Source organism: Staphylococcus sp. FSL K6-3157, assembly GCF_038005145.1.
Lineage (GTDB): Bacteria > Bacillota > Bacilli > Staphylococcales > Staphylococcaceae > Staphylococcus > Staphylococcus equorum.
In genome coordinates, this window is the sequence record NZ_JBBOSM010000001.1 from 15,178 (window position 1) to 37,358 (window position 22,181).

Consider the following 22,181-nt stretch of genomic DNA (forward strand, 5'->3'; position numbering starts at 1 on the left):
ATTAAAATTAAATCTTATTTCGAGAAGCTAAGGGATTTGGCCCAATGATGCTTCAGCAACCGGCTGAATAAAGTACGGTGCTAAAACCAACGATATAGTCGAATGATAAGTAATTTTCAACTTCTTACTTATTATAGTGAGGAGTTTTTTTACTAAGTAGGAGGTAAATCATGACGAATTATACGGTTGATACATTAGAATTAGGACCATTTACAACAGAGTCAGGAGAAACAATCTCAAACTTAAAATTACGTTACGAACATGTTGGATTGAAAGGTCAACCTCTTGTGGTCGTGTGTCATGCTTTGACAGGAAATCACTTAACGTATGGTACAAGTGAACAACCTGGATGGTGGAGAGGCATTATTGATGGTGGTTATATGCCAATTAACGATTATCAGTTTTTAACTTTTAATGTAATTGGTAGTCCATTTGGTTCTAGTTCAGCACTTACTGATGAAGACTTTCCAGAACAACTAACTTTGCGTGATATAGTGCGTGCAATTGAATTAGGTATTGAGCACTTAGGATTTGAACGTATTAATATACTTATAGGTGGCTCTTTAGGTGGCATGCAGGCAGTAGAGTTATTATATAACCGTAAATTTGATGTTGATAAAGCTGTTATACTTGCTGCTACACAGAGAACATCTTCATATAGCCGTGCATTTAATGAAATTGCGAGACAAGCGATTCATTTAGACAATGAGCAAGGTATGAGTATCGCAAGACAGCTCGGTTTCTTAACATACCGTTCGTCTAAAAGTTATGAACAACGCTTCTCGCCAGATCAAGTAGTTGCATATCAAAGGCACCAAGGTGATAAGTTTATGAAGCACTTTAGTTATTCATGTTATCTAACACTGCTTGATGTCTTAGACAGTCACGATGTGGATAGAGGCCGTGATGACGTGGACGAAGTGTTCAGTAAACTAGATACTAAGATGATGACGATGGGCTTTGCGGACGACTTACTTTATCCTGATGACCTTGTTTATGCAGTTGGGCAACGCTTTAAATATCATAAACATTTCTTTGTACCTGACAATGTAGGGCATGATGGATTTTTAGTTAATTTTAATGATTGGGCACCTAATTTATACCATTTCTTAAAGGTGTATAAAATCAAGCGTAAATGAGAGTGACTTTATTATAGAATATTAAATTTAGGACGACAGAGTAGAATCAGAATAATCAGGTGGGATATACAAGGTAGACTGACTGCTACTGTATGTCCTGTTTTTTATGGGAAAATGCAAGGAAATACCTGTGATTTTATGTAGTAGTAAGGGTTGTTCCTGTACCAAATATCAACTGAAAGGGTGAACGTTAGTTTATCTTCAAATAGTTGAATGTGTAGTGTATGTTTAACTTCTATAGAAATGAGTTGGCAATAATTGTATAAAAGTTTTAAAGAGGTTAAAATAAAAGTTATAGTCAAAAATAGTATGGGAGTGGCGAATTTGTTTTCAAAAATATATCCTAAGGCAACTATACTTAGTATAATCACGCTAGTCATAGTAGCTTTAGCTTTACATATATTACCACCGCTTGGGCTTGTATTGAGTTTGTTTGCGACAATTCCAGGCATTATTTTATGGCATAAGTCTGTAGAATCATTTGGTTTAACAGCAGTCGTAACAGTTGTATTAACAACTTTATTAGGTAATATATTCGTATTAAGTATCATGGTCCTCGTACTCTTAGTGAGTTTCGTTGTTGGCCAATTATTAAAAGAACGTACATCTAAAGAGCGTATACTTTATATTACAACTACATACGTGAGTATGATCTCGTTAATTGCATTTATGGCATTACAAACATTTGATAAAATACCAACATCAACAACATTAATGAAACCTGTGAAAGATCAAATAAATTATTATATTTCTAATGCAGGTGTTGGTGCAGATTATAAACAAATGTTTGAAGAAATGTTCCGTCAATTATCAGTTCAGTTACCAAGTTATGTAATCATTGCAGTATTTATACTCATATTAATCAATTTACTAGTTACTTTTCCAATTTTACGTAAATTCAAAATTGCTACACCAATATTCAAACCATTATATGCATGGCAAATGAAGCGTTCATTGCTATGGATGTATATGATTGTCCTACTTTGTGTTATGTTTACTGTCGAACCGAGTGCGTTCCAAAGTATCGTATTAAACTTCGAAATTGTGTTATCATTATGTATGTATATTCAGGGGTTAAGTGTGATTCACTTTTTCGGAAAGGCAAAATCAATGCCGCTCACACTTACTGTGATTTTAATGGCAATAGGGACAATTCTAATGCCACTTACACATATTGTAAGCCTCCTGGGTGTTGTAGATTTATGTATTAACTTAAAACGTATCATTAAAAAATGATTTGAGGTGGAAAAATGAATCGTCAATCCACTAAAAAAGCCTTGCTCTTGCCATTTATCATAATGGCACTCACGGCAATTGCGCTTGTTGTAATATGGTTCGTTTTCAACCAAATTATGGCAGGTATCGCTGCGATTGTCTTAGTGGTTATAATTATAGGGACAGTATTTTTGGTAAGACAAGCTTTACAAAAACTAGATAGCTATGTAGATGGTCTGAGTGGTCATATTTCTGAAGGTAGCAACATCGCAATTAAGAATTTACCTATTGGGATGATTATCTTAGACGAAAATGAAAACATAGAGTGGATGAACCATTTTATGTCGGAACGATTAGACCGTAATGTCATTTCCGACCCAGTAAACGAAGTATATCCTAATATTTTAAAACAATTAGAAAAAACACAAGAAATTGAAATTAAAGAAAATGAATATCACTATCGCGTTCGATATTCTGAAAAAGAACATGTTTTATACTTCTTTGATATTACAGAAGAAATTCAAACGGAAGCATTATATGAAGAATCCAAACCGATTATCATGACATTATTCTTAGATAACTATGATGAAATTACTCAAAATATGAACGATACACAAAGATCAGAAATTAACTCTATGGTTACACGTGTAATCAGTAGATGGGCGACAGAATATAACATTTATTTCAAACGTTATAGTTCTGATCAATTTGTGGCGTACTTAAATCAACGTATTTTAAAAGATATCGAAGAATCTAATTTTAGTATTTTAAGTCAACTCCGTGAAAAGAGCGTCGGTTATCGTGCCCAACTTACATTAAGTGTTGGTGTCGGTGAAGGCTCAGAAAATCTTATCGACCTGGGTGAACTTTCGCAGTCAGGCTTAGATTTAGCGCTCGGCCGTGGTGGTGACCAAGTAGCGATTAAGAGTATGAATGGTAATGTACGTTTCTATGGCGGTAAGACTGACCCAATGGAGAAACGTACACGTGTAAGAGCACGAGTGATTTCACACGCTTTAAAAGATATCTTGATGGAAGGCGACAAAGTAATTATTATGGGGCATACACGTCCTGATTTAGATGCAATCGGTGCAGCAATTGGTGTATCCCGCTTTGCAATGATGAATAATTTAGATGCCTACATTGTATTAAATGAATCAGATATCGATCCAACGTTACGTCGTGTTATGGATGCAGTGAATGAAAAACCAGAACTAAAAGATCGTTTCATTACTTCAGATGAAGCGTGGGATATTATGACATCTAAGACAACATTAGTCATCGTAGATACGCATAAACCTGAAATGGTTATTGATGAAAATATTTTAAATAAAGCAAACCGTAAAGTCGTGATTGATCATCATAGACGCGGTGAAAGCTTTATCTCTAGTCCATTGCTTATATATATGGAACCTTACGCAAGTTCGACAGCTGAACTTGTCACAGAATTACTAGAGTATCAACCGACAGAACAACGTCTGACACGTTTAGAATCAACAGTTATGTTTGCTGGTATTATCGTAGATACCCGTAACTTTACATTGCGTACAGGCTCTAGAACATTTGATGCCGCAAGTTATCTACGTGCACATGGTGCCGATACGATATTGACACAGCATTTCTTGAAAGATGATCTTGATACGTATATCAATCGTACTGAGTTGATTCAAACGGTGAAACTGCAAGAGAATGGGGTAGCGATTGCCCACGGTTCTAACGACAAAATCTATCATCCTGTTACAGTTGCACAAGCTGCCGATGAACTGTTAAGTTTAGATGGTGTAGAGGCTTCATATGTAATAGCGAGACGAGAAGACAACCTCATAGGTATGTCTGCCCGCTCACTTGGTGCAGTTAATGTTCAATTAACGATGGAAGCACTTGGCGGTGGTGGTCATTTAACAAATGCAGCTACACAAATGAAAGATGTAACTGTCGATGAAGCAATCGAAAAATTACAACAAGCTATAACAGAACAAATGAGTAGGAGTGAAAATTCATGAAAGTAATATTCACACAAGATGTAAAAGGTAAAGGTAAAAAAGGCGAAGTTAAAGACGTACCAGTAGGTTATGCAAACAACTTCTTAATAAAGAAAAATTATGCGGTGGAAGCAACACCAGGTAACTTAAAACAATTAGAACAAAAAAATAAAGCAGCTGAAGCTGAGCGTCAACAACAAATTGAAGACGCTAAACAATTAAAAGAACAATTAAGTAATATTGAAGTCGAAGTATCTGCTAAAACAGGTGAAGGCGGCAAATTATTTGGTTCGGTAAGTACGAAACAAATCACGCAAGCATTACAAAAACAACATGACATCAAGATTGATAAGCGTAAAATGGACTTACCAAACGGTATCCATGCATTGGGTTACACAAACGTGCCAGTTAAATTAGACAAAGAAGTCGAAGGTACAATTCGTGTACACACAGTTGAACAATAATAACGGATTGAGATATGAGGTGTAATCGTAATGGATGGAATGTATGAACAAAATCAAATGCCACACAGTAATGAGGCTGAGCAGTCTGTCTTAGGTGCCATTATCATAGATCCAGAATTGATCAACACAACTCAGGAAGTATTACTTCCTGAGTCCTTTTATAGAGGCGCGCATCAACACATCTTTAGAGCCATGATGAACCTCAACGAAGACAACAAAGATATTGACGTGGTAACAATCATGGATCAATTGTCACAAGAAGGACGATTGAATGAAGCGGGCGGTCCACAATATCTAGCTGAATTATCTAGTAATGTGCCAACCACACGTAATATTCAGTACTATACAGAAATCGTATTTAAACACGCAACCAAGCGTAAATTAATACAAACAGCTGATAGTATTGCGAATGATGGTTACAATGATGAACTGGAACTAGATGTAATACTGAACGACGCGGAACGTCGTATATTAGAATTATCATCCTCACGTGAAAGTGATGGATTCAAAGACATTAGAGACGTACTTGGTGAAGTATATGAGACGGCAGAATTATTAGATCAAAACAGTGGTCAGACACCAGGTATTCCTTCAGGGTATCGTGATTTAGACCAGATGACAGCAGGGTTTAACCGTAATGATTTGATTATTTTAGCTGCCCGTCCTTCTGTAGGTAAGACTGCCTTCGCACTTAATATTGCGCAGAAAGTAGCTACAAATGAACGTAATTATTCAGTTGGTATCTTCTCGCTTGAGATGGGTGCTGACCAATTAGCGACACGTATGATTTGTAGTTCGGGCAATGTCGATTCCAACCGATTAAGAACAGGTGCAATGACTGAAGAAGACTGGAATCGTTTTACAATTGCAGTAGGTAAGTTATCACGTACGAAGATATTTATTGATGATACACCAGGTATCCGTATTACAGATATTCGTTCAAAATGTCGCCGCTTGAAACAAGAACACGGGCTAGACATGATAGTGATCGACTATCTACAATTAATTTCAGGTAGTGGTTCACGCTTTTCAGACAACAGACAACAAGAAGTTTCTGAGATTTCTCGTACATTAAAAGCCATTGCCAGAGAACTTGAATGTCCTGTAATCGCACTAAGTCAGCTATCACGTGGCGTTGAACAACGTCAGGACAAACGACCAATGATGAGTGATATACGTGAATCTGGTTCGATTGAGCAAGATGCCGATATCGTTGCCTTCCTATATCGTGATGATTATTACAATCAAGGTGAAGATGAAGAAGACGATGACGACACGAACTATGAACCACAAACGAATGATGATAATGGTGATATCGAAATTATTATTGCCAAACAACGTAACGGTCCTACAGGAACTGTGAAGCTCCACTTTATGAAACAATATAATAAATTTACAGATATAGATTATGCCCATGCAGATATGATGGGTTAGAAAAAAGATAAAATTAATTTTTCCGTACAATAATACATACTTATGTTTTATTGTACGGTTTTTGTTTGTATTTCATTCTTGAATCTTAATGTAAGTATGTGTCTTTTTTTAATGGAAAATACAATGAAAACATTGGTATTACTATGTTTACCGTATTTATTGCGGTGTTTGAATATCGATGAGGATTAGAAAAATGACGAAAAATCAATGTTCGATTTTTGTTTGCAATATCGTTGTGGTATTGGTAGAATACTCATTGGTTAATTGAGAAAAACTTGGAGGTGCTCATATGTCATCAATAGTAGTCGTTGGGACACAATGGGGAGACGAAGGTAAAGGTAAAATTACGGATTTTCTAGCAGAACAAGCAGATGTTATTGCACGTTTTTCAGGCGGTAATAATGCGGGCCACACAATTATATTTGGTGGAGAAACTTATAAATTGCACTTAGTACCATCTGGTATTTTTTATAAAGAAAAATTATCAGTGATTGGTAATGGTGTAGTTGTAGATCCAGTTGCACTATTAAAAGAATTAGATGCTTTAAATGAACGAGGTATTTCAACAGATAATTTACGTATTTCTAATCGTGCACAAGTTATTTTACCTTATCACTTAAAACAAGATGAATATGAAGAAGAACGCCGTGGAGATAATAAAATTGGCACAACGAAAAAAGGTATCGGCCCAGCTTATGTAGATAAAGCGCAACGTATCGGTATTCGTGTGGCAGATTTATTAGACAAAGAAACATTTGAACAATTACTAAAAAATAATATTGAATATAAAAATGATTACTTCAAAGGTATGTTTGGCAAAGCATGTCCAACTTTTGATGAAATCTTTGAAACATATTACGCTGCAGGTCAACGTATCGCACCTTTCGTAGTAGACACAGCTAAAGTATTAGATGATGCGTTTGTAGCAGAAGAAAAAGTATTATTTGAAGGTGCTCAAGGCGTTATGTTAGACCTTGACCATGGTACATACCCATTTGTAACTTCAAGTAATCCAGTAGCAGGTAACGTTACTGTAGGTGGCGGTGTTGGTCCAACATTCGTATCTAAAGTAATTGGCGTATGTAAAGCATACACATCTCGTGTGGGTGATGGTCCATTCCCAACTGAACTATTCGATGAAGATGGTCACCACATTCGTGAAGTTGGCCGTGAATATGGTACAACAACTGGTCGTCCACGTCGTATTGGTTGGTTTGACTCAGTGGTATTACGTCATTCTCGTCGTGCAAGTGGTATCACAGACTTATCAATCAACTCTATTGATGTATTGACTGGTCTTAAAGAAGTGAAGATTTGTACAGCGTATGAATTAGATGGCGTAGAAATCACTGAATACCCAGCAAACTTGAAAGACTTAAACCGTTGTAAACCAATCTTTGAAATACTACCAGGTTGGACTGAAGATATTACGGGTTGTCGTTCATTAGAAGAATTACCTTTAAATGCACGTAGATATTTAGAACGCATTTCTGAGCTGTGTGATGTGAAGATTTCAATCTTCTCAGTAGGCCCAGACCGTAATCAAACAAACTTATTAAAATCTTTATGGTAGGAAAATAATACCAAGTTAGGCTTCCAGTCTAATTATGAAAAAATACCTTGTAGAGTTCACCGTTAACGGTGCGTCTACAAGGTATTTTTATTTATATATAACTGTTATTTAATTGAATTGGCAAATTTTATTACGAAAAGCGAGTATTTGGTCTACTGCATATGCATAACCCGTTTCATCGATAGATTGCACGTTTTTTACTTTTTCGATATGTCGTTGATAATACATTTGATTTTCTAACATTTCTGATACAGCACAGCTTAATTGTTCAGACGTAATGGCCTCATCAATGTGATGACCTACATTTAAGTCTGCTATCTGTTTGGCTACCATAGGTTGGTCTGCACTCTGTGGGAAGGCTAGCATTGGCACATTCATCATCATAGCCTCGTTTGTACTATTCATGCCCGCATGTGTTAAGAATAATGCTGTATGCTGTAATAACTCAGTTTGTGGTACATAATCTTTAATTATAAAGTTGTCAGGTACCTCATCGAAATCGTTTAGATGATTTGTTTCCCCGATAGAGACGACAACCGATGCATTGATGTCTGCTAGTGCTTTAAAACATTTATTGAAAAAAGCGATATTTTGATTAAAAACAGTTCCTAAAGAAATGTAAATGATTGGTCGTGTTTGATCAATGTCATCCATAAATCCAGAGGGTTGTGGTTGAATGACTGAAGGACCAGTAAAGACACAATGTTGCTCATCAAATAGGTCATAATTGATTTGGAAACCTTTCATTACATAACATAAGTTGAAATCTCCAGGATTATTCATCACTTCAAAGCGTGAAGGGACTTCAACGTTATATGTAGATTCAATATGTTGTTTCAATTCATTAAATGTGTCATCGGCTTGTTTAATTTCATTGGCATCAACCATTGTTGTTAATTTTTCTGTAAATGCATCAAAACTTTGTTTGCTATGCGCAAATGATGCAATAGAAGATATTGAAGGGATATTTAATTTTTGTGCAAGGATATGGCCACAACTAAACATAGAATCATGAATCATATAATCGTAATGCTCATCTTTCGTTTCTTCCAAAATTTGAGGCACGATGATATCCGCAGTTTTCAATAAACCGTTAATTACGTTATATAAGTGATGTTGGCCATAAGATCTAAAACGGTTGACTATAGCATCAGTAGGTAAAGTGCGTACTTCTACACCTGTTTCAGCTAATTTATCTTTATATTTATCGCATATGTAATAAACGACGTTTTCACCGCGCTCAACGAGTTCCTTACATACTGCAATAGTTGGATTAAAATGTCCGGGTGATCCTGAGTTGATAAATAATACATTTGCCAAAGGTAAGCCTCCTAATTTATTTTATTACACAAGTTTAGCAAAAAGTTTTGAAAACAAAAAAGATTTTAAGTTTAATAGTTTTGTTTTAAATTAAAAATTATTGTCACGATATTGAATGAATTTAAAGATTTCTGCATTTTCATTAGTGGCTTTATAGCAGTTTTTTCAAAATAAATCTCAAAACACTAACTTTATACAATAAATATAGAAAATTATACTAATAAAATTAAAAAAAGAGCTTGTCTTCCTTCTAGAGACTTGGTATAATTTAACTTGTGCTTAAGACAGGCTCCTTGGTCAAGCGGTTAAGACACCGCCCTTTCACGGCGGTAACACGGGTTCGAGTCCCGTAGGAGTCACCATTTTTTAGGTCTCGTAGTGTAGCGGTTAACACGCCTGCCTGTCACGCAGGAGATCGCGGGTTCGATTCCCGTCGAGACCGTATAATGCCCATCCAATAGGATGGGCATTTTTTTGTTATCATTATCAATTGATTATACTAGTGTTATTACATATAGAAGTTATAAAATGAGCTTAATTTGAATTTGATAAAAAAATTGCTTATGATAAATGAGCATATGGTAGATTAATATCAATTTTCAGCATAAACATAACGAGATGTCGCGATGGTGATGAGCATTTATTGGCATAGCATCATATGAAATCAATGTGAGGAGTGTAAGTATGGCAAATGATAAAAGTATAGAGGGATTAGATCTCATAGATTTAATTAGTGAACGTCACAGTGCGCTTAGACAAACTTTGGAATCCACAACTTCAGAGCAAATACAAGATGTTCACTTCAGCAGCTCAGAATGGTATCTGATTGATAAAATCAACTATGAGAAACCAACTTTTGCCGAACTTACTAGAAAAATTCATCTCACACGCCAAGCTATTCATAAAGCGATCAAACAATTAGAGCACAAAGGTGTCGTTCAAGTTGAAGCTGTGCCCAATAATAAAAAAGAAAAATGCGTAAACTTAACTACATTAGGTCTGCAGTGTTTTGAAGAGTATGTAGAACATAAATTACAACTCGTCGCGCACATAGAAACAATGATTGGTAGTACACAGTTAGAGCAACTTAAACAAGTACTTCAGCAAGATTGGCATTTAGAAGATATTGAAATAAATACTAAATAGATAATTAAGTATCAAGCAATAGAAGCAATTGTTTGATGCTTAATTTTTTACAATCATTTTCGTCAACTAGGTTGACATTAATTTGAAAAATTTGGTACAGTAAGTAGGTTCATATTGAGCGGACGTTGTTTGTTGTCATCATGATTTAAATTATTTCCTGGGTGATACAAAACTGATGTTCAATTTATATAGACTAAAATGAAATGGAAATATAGGAATAAGTAGTAAAGCATGGAGATGAATTTAATAAAATGAGCGACAAAGCACGATTGCTTTACACTTGAATTTTTACTTCAAGGCAACACTCACTTTATTATCTCTTAATTATACTTATACTTCGTTTACCATAAAAAGGAGTATATCAAATGGCAACACAAGTAATAGTGAAAAATCCAAAAATGTATGCACTCGTATTAATGATTGGCGGATTTATGGGTCTGTTTAGTGAAACAGCATTAAATATGGCTTTAACAGATATCATGGCTGATTTTCAAGTTTCAGCAGCAACTGTACAATGGTTAACGACAGGTTATTTACTCGTCATGGCTTGTTTAGTTCCTGCATCTTCGTATTTAATCAAATGGTTTAATACAAAGTCTCTAGTTATTACAGGCATATTATTATCTTTATTAGGCGTCATCGTAGGCGCACTTGCACCTAACTTTGGTTTGTTATTGTTAGGACGTATTATACAAGCATTAGGTACAGGTATCTTGTTACCGATTATGGTGACCGTACTAATGTTAATCTTCCCAATTGAAAAACGTGGTGCAGTCATGGGCATAATGGGACTTGTTATTACAGCAGGACCAGCACTCGGGCCGACATTATCAGGTGTTATTATTTCAGCATCAAGTTGGCACTTCATCTTCTGGATTAGCGCAATTTTATATATTGTTGTATTATTGATGGCTTTTTCACATGTTGAAAACGTTGGAGAAATTACGAAACCTAGAATAGATATTATATCGATTTTCTTATCGACGATTGGTTTTGCAGGACTAATATTCGCACTTAGCTCAATGGCAGAAGCGGCATTTACAGATGTCATCGTCTGGTTGCCATTATTCATTGGCGTAATTGGCTTAGCAATCTTTATCGTGCGTCAGTTTAAAATCGACTCACCAATGCTTAATTTAAATGTATTTAAGTACCCAATGTTTATATTAGGTGCGGCAATGGTGTTCATAACGATCTTATGTATATTATCTACAGGTATTTTATTACCACTCTATTTAAAAGGCGCGCTATTATTTAGTTCTGTTGTTGCTGGTTTAATCTTATTACCAGGTAACGCAGTGAACTTAGTATTATCGCCAGTTATTGGATCACTATTTGATCGCTTCGGCGCGAGATACTTTGGCATTATAGGTTTCTTGTTCATGTTTATCGCAGCAATCTCATTCGCGTTTATGATTTCAGCTTCTACTCCAGTATGGGCAATCATTCTTGCATTCATGGTATTATTCTGTGGTATATCCATGGTTATGATGCCAGCACAAACAAATGCGTTAAATCAGTTGCCACATCATCTATATGCAGATGGTTCAGCTACGATTACAACATTAATTCAAGTAGGTGGATCAGCTGGTACTGCGATTGCCATAACAATCTATACTACGGCAATGAAGGCATTCGGTTCAGCTAACCCGAATGCTGCACAAGAAGTTGTACTTGCACACGGTATCCAATATACCTTCTTCTTTATAGTAGGTTTAACAATAATCGGATTTATACTGTCTCTATTTGTTAAAAAAACGAAAACAATTTAAAAATGATAAGTGATACATATAAATAAGCGACGCGTACATGTAGAAATTAGAGCGAATGAATCATTCTTCGCTGTAACCTGAATACATGACCCGTTACTTCATATATGTATCACTTTTTTTGATTTTGGTAGGAAGATGTATGCGTATTGCATGCTTCTTAAAAGGAAGGTTAAATGCAGGCTGTATATGGGTTATAGGCAAGAAGTTCGATTGATACGTTGATATTGTTTACACTTGATGCATCTATGATTTATCGATAAGTACCCATTTAATACGAACAATGTTATAATTTTACAATATACAAATATAATTTTCTATTTAGAAAAATAGAATTAATAGGTTATAAATGGTAAATTATACTAGAGAGAAAGACGTAAAATTTTTAAAAATGAACGTACTACAATTTAGAAATGAGGTTTATAAATATGGCTAGAAAAGTTGTTGTAGTCGATGATGAAAAACCAATTGCTGATATTTTAGAATTTAACTTAAAAAAAGAAGGTTACGAAGTATTTTGTGCCTACGATGGTGATGATGCAGTTGATTTAATATATGAAGAAGAACCCGACATCGTGTTATTAGACATTATGTTACCAGGGCGTGATGGCATGGAAGTATGTCGTGAAGTACGTAAGAAATTTGAAATGCCGATTATTATGCTTACAGCAAAAGACTCAGAAATTGATAAAGTATTAGGTCTTGAACTCGGTGCCGATGATTATGTAACGAAACCGTTTAGTACACGCGAATTAATCGCACGTGTGAAAGCAAACTTACGTCGTCATTATTCACAACCAGCACAAGAAGTGGACAACGCATCCAATGAAATTTCTATTAAAGACATCGTTATTTATCCAGATGCATACTCTATCAAAAAACGTGGCGGAGAAATTGACTTAACACACCGTGAATTCGAATTATTCCATTACTTATCTAAACATATGGGTCAAGTAATGACACGTGAACATTTATTGCAAACTGTTTGGGGTTATGACTATTTTGGTGACGTGCGTACAGTAGACGTAACAATTCGACGCTTACGTGAAAAAATCGAAGACGATCCATCTCATCCAGAATATATAGTAACTCGTCGTGGTGTTGGATATTTCCTCCAACAACATGACTAGGGGACGCTTATAAATGAAATGGCTTAAATATTTTCAGTCTTTACACACGAAACTTGTTATTGTCTATGTGTTGCTCATTGTAATCGGTATGCAAATTATCGGTTTATATTTTACCAATAGTCTAGAAAAAGAATTAACACAAACATTTAAAAATAATATTTCGCAATACGCGAAACAAATCGAAATTAATATAGAAAAAGTCTATGACGAAGACAATTCGGTTAATGCTCAAAAAGAAGTTCAAAACTTATTAAATGAGTATGCCAATAGACAAGAAATAGAAGAAATCCGCTTTATTGATAAAGACCAGATTATTATGGCCACTTCAAAGCAGTCTACGCGTAGTCTAATAAATCAAAAAGCGAACGATAACTCTATCCAAAAAGCCTTATCTTTAGGCGAAATTAATAGCCATACCGTGTTAAAAGATTACGGTAACGGGAAACAACGCGTGTGGGTATATAACCTACCAGTTAAAACATCTAACGACGGTACGATAGGTAACGTCTATATCGAAGCGGATATTAACGATGTATTTAAACAACTTAGCAGCATCAACCAAATCTTTATCGTTGGTACAGGGATTTCCTTATTAATTACTATTATCTTAGGTTTCTTTATTGCACGAACGATTACGAAACCTATTACAGATATGCGTAACCAAGCTGCAGAGATGTCTAAAGGTAACTATACGCAACGCGTAAAAATATACGGTAACGATGAGATTGGCGAGTTGGCACTTGCCTTTAATAATCTATCGAAACGTGTACAAGAAGCACAAGCGAATACAGAAAGTGAGAAACGTCGCTTAGACTCAGTTATCACTCATATGAGTGATGGAATTATTGCGACCGATCGCCGTGGTCGCGTGCGTATTGTCAACGACATGGCATTGACGATGATGGGCTCACTAAAAGAAGATATTATTGGGGACTACATGTTAAATGTCCTTAAATTAGAAGAAGAATTCTCTTTAGATGAAATTCAAGAGAATAATGATAGCTTCTTATTAGATATTAATGAAAATGAAGGCATTATTGCACGTGTTAACTTTAGTACAATTGTCCAAGAAACAGGGTTTGTGACAGGTTACATTGCCGTACTACATGACGTTACAGAACAGCAACAAGTAGAACGTGAACGTCGTGAATTCGTAGCAAATGTTTCACATGAATTACGTACACCACTGACATCTATGAACAGCTACATTGAAGCGTTAGAAAGTGGCGCTTGGGAAGATAAAGAACTTGCGCCGCAATTCTTATCTGTAACACGTGAAGAAACAGAACGTATGATTCGTCTCGTAAATGATCTCTTACAATTATCTAAAATGGATAACGAATCCGATCAAATTACGAAAGAAATCATAGACTTTAATATGTTTATCAATAAAATTATTAACCGTCACGAAATGTCCGATAAAGAAACGACATTCGTCCGCGAAATTCCAAATAATACGATTTTTACAGAAATCGATCCAGACAAGATGACACAAGTATTTGATAATGTTATTACCAATGCGATGAAGTATTCTCGCGGTGATAAACGTGTAGAGTTTCACGTGAAACAGAACGCGTTATACAATCGTATGACAATACGTGTGAAAGATAATGGTATTGGTATTCCAATTAATAAAGTGGATAAAATCTTTGACCGTTTCTACCGTGTGGATAAAGCACGTACACGTAAAATGGGTGGTACAGGCTTAGGCTTAGCCATTTCCAAAGAAATTGTTGAAGCACATAATGGTCGCATTTGGGCAAACAGTGTAGAAGGACAAGGAACATCAATCTTCATTACACTGCCATGTGAAGTACTAGAAGATGGTGATTGGGATGCGGAGTAAAGAGTTAATCAAATCCATCATCCTATACCTTTTAGTATTAATGAGTGTTGTGCTGACATACATGACGTGGAACTTCTCGCCAGACTTAGCGAACGTAGATCAACAAGATAGTAGTAATAAAGATGCGAAAGCAAATACGATAGGTAAACCACTTGATCAAGGTATGAGTAAAGTTGTTGCCCCATATCAAATCATTCACTCTAATGGTGATGACACAGAAGGTATGGAAGCAACACGTAGCAACGTCGAAGAGACGATTAGTCCCTTGAAAAACCAGCGCGTATTACATGCCGAACAAATGCATAGTAATCATAATTTGATTATTCCAGATTTAAGTGACGAATTTTTAGTACTGGATTTCAGTTATGACATGCCACTAGCGACTTATTTAGGCCAAGCATTGAACATCGATGCGAAAGTACCGAATAACTTTAAATTCGACCGTTTATTAATTGATGACAATCAAGACGGCAAAGTTAAACTCTATGCTGTTAGTAAAGATCGTCATAATGTCGTGCGTATGACGACGACGGCGAAGATCAGTTCATTTGCTAAACAAATGAAAGAACAACAGAAAAGTATGAAGCCATATACAGAGATTATTACGAATAAAGATACCATCGATAAGGCTACACATATCTTTGCACCGAAGGCACCTAAAGGTTTAAAATCATACCACACGATTTATAATCGCATTAGTGTCGATACGATGAATTCTATACTCTTCAATGACTCAGTAGTCGTACGTAGCACGAAAAGCGGGACAGCGACATACAACAATAACACCGGTGTCGCCAACTACAGTGAAGATAATGAAAAATATCGTTACACGAATCTCTCAGAAGATGAAGATCGTTCAACAAACATGCAAGATAGTATTCCAAGTACTTATGATTACATCAACAATCATGGTGGCTTTACAGATGATTACAGACTGTTCAGCACAGATAATAAAGGCGGCGAACTGACATATCAAATGTTCTTAAACGGCCGACCAACCTTCAATGATGACGACTTGAATAATATTAAAGTCTCATGGAGCGACAAAGGCGTCTTCAGTTATGCACGTGCATTGTTAAAATCTAATGTCACGATAGACAGCGGTGAAGATGAAATAGATTTACCAGGTGCTGAAACAGTACGTTCAGAACTGGCAAACAATCCTGAAATCGACTTTGAAGAAGTAACAAACATGACGATTGGTTACAACATGGAACATAAAGATGACGGTAGCGACATCGAAATTCAACGTAATAGTGAATTCAAACCACAATGGTATGTAGAATATAAAGGCGAATGGCATGCATACAACGATGGGGGGCTAGAATAAATGAACTGGAAACGCGCAAAAACATTATTTATTATCGTATTTATTCTAGTCAACATTAGCCTGATTATTATCTATGTGGATAAAGTGAATAAATCACAGATTAGTGATAGTGAAGACGAAAATGCAGTGAATTTTAAACAAGAAGAAATTAAAATTCCAGAGAACCTCCCAAGTGTGAATGGTTTGAAAATGCAATTACTGACAGCAAGATCGAATGATTTTTCATCTTATGCGAAGACACGTCCAAGTATCACTAGCGAGCATTCAGGCGCAGTAGCCAAAGGTGATATTAGTGACCCAATTAACATCAGTAATGATCAATTCACCGACCTTAAATCGTATGTCAAAGGCAGCGTCTTTAAAGGTGAAGATTACGAAATGAGCCATATTGATGATGAAAAAGTTACATTTGAACAGACATATAATGATTATCCAATTATGAATAATAGTAGAGCGAAATTAGAATTTAATGTTGAAGATGGCAAAGCTTCAAGTTATGAACAAACTGCTATGAAATCTATCGAGCCTTCAGAAGGTACGAATAATGATAAAAAGCAAGTGAACACAGCGCAAAGCGCCATCGAAGACCTTTACTATAATCGTTATCTCAAGCGCAACGACGAAGTAACCAATGCACGACTAGGCTACTATACTGTTGTCAAAGAGCCGAACGTTCAAGTGCTTGAAGCCAATTGGGAAATCAAAGTAAAACACGGCGACAAGATAAAAACATATTATGTCGAAGCCGTAGCAGATAGTCCAAAAATTATTGAAGAATAATCTTGTGGATAACTGTGGATAAGTTGAGAATGAAATTAAAACGCACGCCCTTTTGAGTAAAGTGTGCTCAGACTGTTGACAAAGTCTCCGACTTTGTTGGCAGTTTTTTTATGCACGCTTTCCGCGGGCACTGCCTTAGCCTGTAGTCTTAGACTCATGTTGTTTCTTCAGGCGTCTCGTCAAAAATTTTTACAAGTTACGGATAATTATTAAATCACTTTTTAGAATGTGATTAATGGAATTTAAAAGATAGATTAGTATCTAAATAAACAATTTGGACATGCTGAAAGCTAAAAGTATGTTAAAATTAAATACTGTTAATGAGAGTTATTAAAGAAGTATGAAACAGTTCATTAGAGTATCATATACTTATAATTTTGAAGATAGCTTAAGCCAATTTTTGAAAAAGAGCTCGTTTCATATTCTCAAAACTTTAGATAAATTACTATATTATAATAAATAATTAGACAGAGGGCATGTTGATGGCACATAAACCGGAGACTGCCCCATAAGTAATAGAAGCAATAGATTAGAAAGGGTGAATCGCTTGATACGTATGAGCGCATTGGCGAGTGGCAGTACAGGGAACGCCACTTATGTGGAAAGTGATAAAGGTAGTATTCTTGTCGACGCAGGTTTGACAGGAAAAAAAATGGAAGAGCTATTTGGACAAATAGACAAACAAATTAAAGATTTAAACGGCATCTTAGTTACACATGAACATACTGATCATATTAAAGGTCTAGGTGTGTTAGCACGTAAATATGGTTTGCCAATTTATGCGAATGAGAAGACATGGACAGCCATTGAAAAGAAAGATAGTAAAATTCCAATGGATCAAAAATTCATTTTTAATCCATACGAAACGAAATCAATTGCTGGATTTGATATCGAATCGTTTAATGTTTCACATGATGCGATAGATCCACAATTCTACATTTTCCATAATAATTATAAGAAATTCACGATTTTAACAGATACAGGTTATGTTTCGGACCGCATGAAAGGCATGATTCAAGGTAGTGATGCCTTTATCTTCGAAAGTAATCACGATGTGGATATGTTACGCATGTGCGGTTATCCATGGAAGACGAAACAACGTATATTGAGTGATATGGGACACGTTTCAAATGAAGATGCAGGCTTAGCAATGACAGACGTCATCACAGGCAGCACAAAACGCATTTACCTGTCTCACTTATCACAAGACAATAATATGAAAGACTTGGCACGCATGAGCGTTGGACAAGTCCTCAACGAACACGACATCGACACAGAAAAAGAAGTATTGCTATGCGATACCGATAAAGCCAAAGCAACACCGATATATACATTATAGAACATTTTAACTGGTTTGAAATTTAGATTTTCTTAATGCATTAGCTTCAAGCTAATGTAATCCATGGTCAACATTAAAGTGAAGGAACCGATATCTCAATAGGAGGTATCGGTTTTTTATATTTTTCTAGCATATGTATAAGATAAAATACATTTAATAGGAGGATTTTTATAGGGAAATTTACTCAAAAAAAGAAGGAATATATGGGTATACAACCCTAGGTCTTAACTGAAAATAACCATATGCAATTGACGGATAATTATAACAATTAATGAAATTACTATGTAGTAAGGATTCAGCAAAGATAGTATGAAGATAATGTAAACACTGTGAATAAGTATGTAAGACAACCTCGTACTTATCCACGGAATTATACATAGTTATCCAGAGATGTGCACAATTCACAGGGAAGTACCCACATTGTACACAGAGTTATCCACAAATAAACAGGTTATTCACTTACTTTTGTGTAGAAATCGTAAACATTATTAAAAAATAGTATGCATTCCTGTTATAATAAGAGGGAATAGTGTGAATAAGTGTATAACTTGTGGATAAGTCTAATAACTATCAACTACTACACAATTTTTGGAGGATAACTATGAAGATTACGATACTCACAGTAGGTAAACTAAAAGAGAAATACTGGAAACAAGCTATAGCAGAATATGAAAAAAGGTTAGGTGCATATTCTAAAATAGAAATCATTGAAGTACCTGATGAAAAAGCACCCGAAAATATGAGTGACAAAGAGATAGAGCAAGTTAAAGAGAAAGAAGGTCAGCGCCTATTAGCAAAAGTAAAACCACAATCCACAGTGATTACTTTAGAGATTAAAGGTAACATGCTGACATCAGAAGGATTAGCCAAAGAAATAGAAAGCCGCATGACACGCGGTCAAAGCGACTTTACGTTTATTATTGGGGGATCAAATGGTCTACATAAAGAAGTTTTAGACCGCAGCAACTACGCCCTGTCTTTCAGTAAAATGACTTTTCCACACCAAATGATGCGCGTCATCTTAATCGAGCAAGTCTACCGTGCGTTTAAGATCATGAGGGGAGAAGCGTATCACAAATAAAACTAAAAAATAGGTTTTGTATAATATAATTTTAAAATAAAAAAGGGCTGATTTGATGTTTAATAAATTAGAAAATGTTAGTTATAAATCATTTGATAATTACACTAGTAATGATGATTTGACTAAAGTAAATATATTCTTTGGAAGAAACGGGAGTGGAAAAAGTTCTTTAAGTGAATGGTTAAAAAGATTAGATAATGAAAAAAGCGTTATTTTTAATACTGGTTACTTAAAAAATAACATTGAAGAAGTTGAAGAAATCGATGGTGTGAGTTTGGTTATTGGAGAAGAATCTATAAATCATAGTAATCAAATTAAGCATTTAAATAGTGCTATCAATCATTTAGAAAATTTTATTACTCGGAAAAATAATGAAATTATGCATTCAAAAGAAAGAATTTACGATAAAATGAATATTAGACTAAATGAAGCTAGAGAAAGATTTGAAATAGGTAGTAATGTGGTTAAGCAGAAGAGAAATGCTGACAAAGATCCTGTTAATGCATTTTATAGTTGGAAGAAAAATGCTAACGATATAATTGAAGAGATGACTATAGAATCTTTAGATGAATTAGAAGAAAGATTAACCAGCAAAGAAGTCTTATTAAATAATATAAAAACACCAGTTTTAGCTTTTGATTATGATGAGTTTAGTAATATGGTGAAATTACTAATGAAAGAAGTAATTAAACCTACAAGTAGTGTGAGTTACAAAGTTTCTGAATGGATAAAAGATGGTTTAGAAATTCATAACATGCAATCAAAAGAGGAAACATGTGAGTTTTGCGGTAACTTATTTGATGTAGAATTGGTAAAAGAAAATATAGATGCAAGAATAAAAAATGAATTTAGTTATTTGATTGAAAATTTAAACAATTATAAAATAAAAATAAATAAATCATTAAGTAATATTGAAAATTTAAATATAGATATTGACTCAGAAAATTTCTCGAATCAAAAAGAAAAACTTATTAGACTGTTACATATATTGGAAGATAAGGAAGTAAAGGCATATGAACAGCTTGAGTATCCTATGGATAATTGGGAATCAATAAACATAATAGATAATATCGTTAATAATTATATGGAAAATTTAAAAAAAGAAATACAAAATGATAAAAAGATTATAGATTCAATTGCGGATTTTGTGAAATCATGGATTGGTAATAAGCTAAAAAATGATGAAGGAATCCAAATGGAAATTTGTAACATTAGTAGAAATGAAAAACAAATAAAAGCAGCTGAAGAATGTATAATAGATAATAATGATTGGATAACAGATTTGAAAACAAACTCATCTAACTTGAAACAGTTTAGTGAAATAGTAAATAAGAGGTTTGAAATACTTGATATAAATATTGAATTAGAGCCTAATATTGAAGTTAAGAGTTATAGAGTTTTACATAGAGTAACAAAAGAAAAACTTAATTTAGTTGATTTAAGTGAGGGTGAAAAACGATTAATAGGTTTCTTACATTTTTATTATAATTTATTTATGATAGCAGATAGTGAGATGAAAGAAAATATTGGGTATATAATCATAGATGACCCAATTACTAGTTTAGATACAGAAAATAGATATCATTTAACTAAAATTATTAATCAATTTATTGAGTTTTCCAAATCTGCAAATAAACAGGTTTTTGTTTTTACACATTCGTCTTTTGATTTCCATAATTTTGCTTTCAAAGGAAAGAATAATACCAAGGAAACTTCCTACTGGTATATTGAAAAAATTGATGGGCTTAGTAAAGTAAATAAATTATCTAAAGAAGAGTTAAGCAATTATAGTGATTATTATAGGACTGTTTTTAACGAAGTAATGTCCTTTGCAATAAAAGGTAAGAGTAAAGTTAATAAGCTTGATAATTATATTAAATATGCAAATAAAGTGAGGTTTATTTTAGAATCCCATGCTAGGAGCCATTATAAAATAGAATACGCGACAGCTACTTCGGTTACTGAATTATCAAAATATTATAATATAGCAAATGAAAAAATTGAAGACTTAGAAGAAAGCTTAGACATTATTAATAGTCTCTCTCACGGAATATCATTTATAGATAATCATTATTATGAATTGTCTGTTACAGAAGTTCAAGAGGCAATAAGAAAGGTGATTGGAATAATTTATAATAAAGATAAACAGCATGTAAGTGCAATATGTAGTGGAGTTTTAAATAAAGAAAATAAAGAGGAACTTCAAAAGTGGATTTAATAATATAGTTATAAATGTATATGAAATGTGATATGAATATATTATGACAAAAACTAACTATGGAACAAGAATACAAAAAACGTATACCAAAAAAATCTTGAGAAAGCTTTAGGTTTAAAAAATAAGGCGTAGTTACAAAAGAATTGATAAATTAGTTGATATTTATAAGATTGATATGAAGAAATTCCAAAAATTCTGGAGAAAATGAAAGAGATTCGTATAGATTTTGCGTTATTGTTTTTAATATATTATATTTTTTATCAAATGATTCAGAGAAGAATATAATAACAATCACTTAAGCTCCTATAATAAAAAATAAGTTTGAATATATACTCGCTTTAATAATGTAAATATATACATTATCATAAATTTACTCCTTTGTTTAAAAAGCACATACATTCAATGTATGTGCTTG

General features: G+C 34.3%; 16 protein-coding genes, 2 tRNA genes and 1 riboswitch. Of the genes, 17 read left to right on the forward strand and 1 reads right to left on the reverse strand.

The features are described 5' to 3' along the window. The first annotated feature begins 11 nt into the window (after positions 1-11). Positions 12-112: riboswitch (SAM riboswitch) on the forward strand. A gap of 58 nt (positions 113-170) precedes the next feature. From metX to MHB47_RS00085, 6 genes are all read left to right on the forward strand, one after another. Then, on the forward strand, positions 171-1,139 hold the full coding sequence (gene metX / locus MHB47_RS00060; protein ID WP_107514423.1) for a homoserine O-acetyltransferase MetX: 969 nt from the start codon (positions 171-173) through the stop codon (positions 1,137-1,139). A 309-nt stretch (positions 1,140-1,448) separates the two neighbouring features. After that, positions 1,449-2,375: a DUF2232 domain-containing protein gene (locus MHB47_RS00065; RefSeq protein ID WP_176721756.1), complete on the forward strand. Its 927-nt coding sequence runs from the start codon at positions 1,449-1,451 to the stop codon at positions 2,373-2,375. Between the two features lie 14 nt (positions 2,376-2,389). Next, positions 2,390-4,357, forward strand: coding sequence for a DHH family phosphoesterase (locus MHB47_RS00070; RefSeq protein WP_046465672.1), 1,968 nt, complete (start codon positions 2,390-2,392; stop codon positions 4,355-4,357). Further along, positions 4,354-4,800, forward strand: a complete 447-nt coding sequence (gene rplI / locus MHB47_RS00075) for a 50S ribosomal protein L9 (protein ID WP_002506229.1) — start codon at positions 4,354-4,356, stop codon at positions 4,798-4,800. The genes MHB47_RS00070 and rplI overlap by 4 nt, the downstream gene beginning before the upstream one ends. A gap of 30 nt (positions 4,801-4,830) precedes the next feature. Beyond that, complete coding sequence (gene dnaB, locus MHB47_RS00080) at positions 4,831-6,234, forward strand: replicative DNA helicase (protein ID WP_002506230.1); 1,404 nt, start codon at positions 4,831-4,833, stop codon at positions 6,232-6,234. A 289-nt stretch (positions 6,235-6,523) separates the two neighbouring features. Next, positions 6,524-7,807 (forward strand): adenylosuccinate synthase, encoded by a 1,284-nt coding sequence (locus MHB47_RS00085; RefSeq protein ID WP_340754134.1) that lies wholly within the window; start codon positions 6,524-6,526, stop codon positions 7,805-7,807. A 108-nt stretch (positions 7,808-7,915) separates the two neighbouring features. On the opposite strand, the gene MHB47_RS00090 is transcribed toward MHB47_RS00085, so the two are convergent. After that, a complete protein-coding gene (locus MHB47_RS00090) occupies positions 7,916-9,127 on the reverse strand; it encodes a macrolide family glycosyltransferase (RefSeq protein ID WP_340754136.1) in 1,212 nt (403 codons plus the stop codon). A 287-nt stretch (positions 9,128-9,414) separates the two neighbouring features. Here MHB47_RS00090 and MHB47_RS00095 point away from each other — a divergent pair. The 11 genes from MHB47_RS00095 (at position 9,415) to MHB47_RS00145 (ending at position 21,766) form a co-directional block, all read left to right on the forward strand. Beyond that, a tRNA-Glu gene (locus MHB47_RS00095) sits at positions 9,415-9,489 on the forward strand. Positions 9,490-9,496: 7 nt separating this feature from the next. Further along, positions 9,497-9,569: transfer RNA gene (locus MHB47_RS00100), tRNA-Asp, on the forward strand. A gap of 242 nt (positions 9,570-9,811) precedes the next feature. Continuing rightward, complete coding sequence (locus MHB47_RS00105; RefSeq protein WP_046465674.1) at positions 9,812-10,273, forward strand: MarR family winged helix-turn-helix transcriptional regulator; 462 nt, start codon at positions 9,812-9,814, stop codon at positions 10,271-10,273. A gap of 365 nt (positions 10,274-10,638) precedes the next feature. Next, positions 10,639-12,045 (forward strand): DHA2 family efflux MFS transporter permease subunit, encoded by a 1,407-nt coding sequence (locus MHB47_RS00110; protein WP_340754138.1) that lies wholly within the window; start codon positions 10,639-10,641, stop codon positions 12,043-12,045. Between the two features lie 425 nt (positions 12,046-12,470). Then, positions 12,471-13,172: a response regulator YycF gene (yycF, locus tag MHB47_RS00115; protein ID WP_002506236.1), complete on the forward strand. Its 702-nt coding sequence runs from the start codon at positions 12,471-12,473 to the stop codon at positions 13,170-13,172. Between the two features lie 13 nt (positions 13,173-13,185). Next, a complete protein-coding gene (walK, locus tag MHB47_RS00120) occupies positions 13,186-15,018 on the forward strand; it encodes a cell wall metabolism sensor histidine kinase WalK (protein WP_002506237.1) in 1,833 nt (610 codons plus the stop codon). Further along, entirely contained in the window at positions 15,008-16,348 is a 1,341-nt protein-coding gene (locus MHB47_RS00125) for a YycH family regulatory protein (protein WP_002511858.1), read from the forward strand. Before walK ends, MHB47_RS00125 begins: the two co-directional genes overlap by 11 nt. After that, the gene (locus MHB47_RS00130) at positions 16,349-17,128 is read left to right on the forward strand and encodes a two-component system regulatory protein YycI (RefSeq protein ID WP_340754140.1); all 780 of its coding nucleotides are present in this window, start codon (positions 16,349-16,351) and stop codon (positions 17,126-17,128) included. It abuts the gene before it with no gap. A 538-nt stretch (positions 17,129-17,666) separates the two neighbouring features. Next, the gene (locus MHB47_RS00135) at positions 17,667-18,467 is read left to right on the forward strand and encodes an MBL fold metallo-hydrolase (RefSeq protein ID WP_102134920.1); all 801 of its coding nucleotides are present in this window, start codon (positions 17,667-17,669) and stop codon (positions 18,465-18,467) included. A gap of 601 nt (positions 18,468-19,068) precedes the next feature. Then, a complete protein-coding gene (gene rlmH, locus MHB47_RS00140) occupies positions 19,069-19,548 on the forward strand; it encodes a 23S rRNA (pseudouridine(1915)-N(3))-methyltransferase RlmH (protein WP_021339332.1) in 480 nt (159 codons plus the stop codon). A 55-nt stretch (positions 19,549-19,603) separates the two neighbouring features. After that, positions 19,604-21,766, forward strand: coding sequence for an AAA family ATPase (locus MHB47_RS00145; protein ID WP_340754144.1), 2,163 nt, complete (start codon positions 19,604-19,606; stop codon positions 21,764-21,766). Positions 21,767-22,181 lie beyond the last annotated feature (415 nt).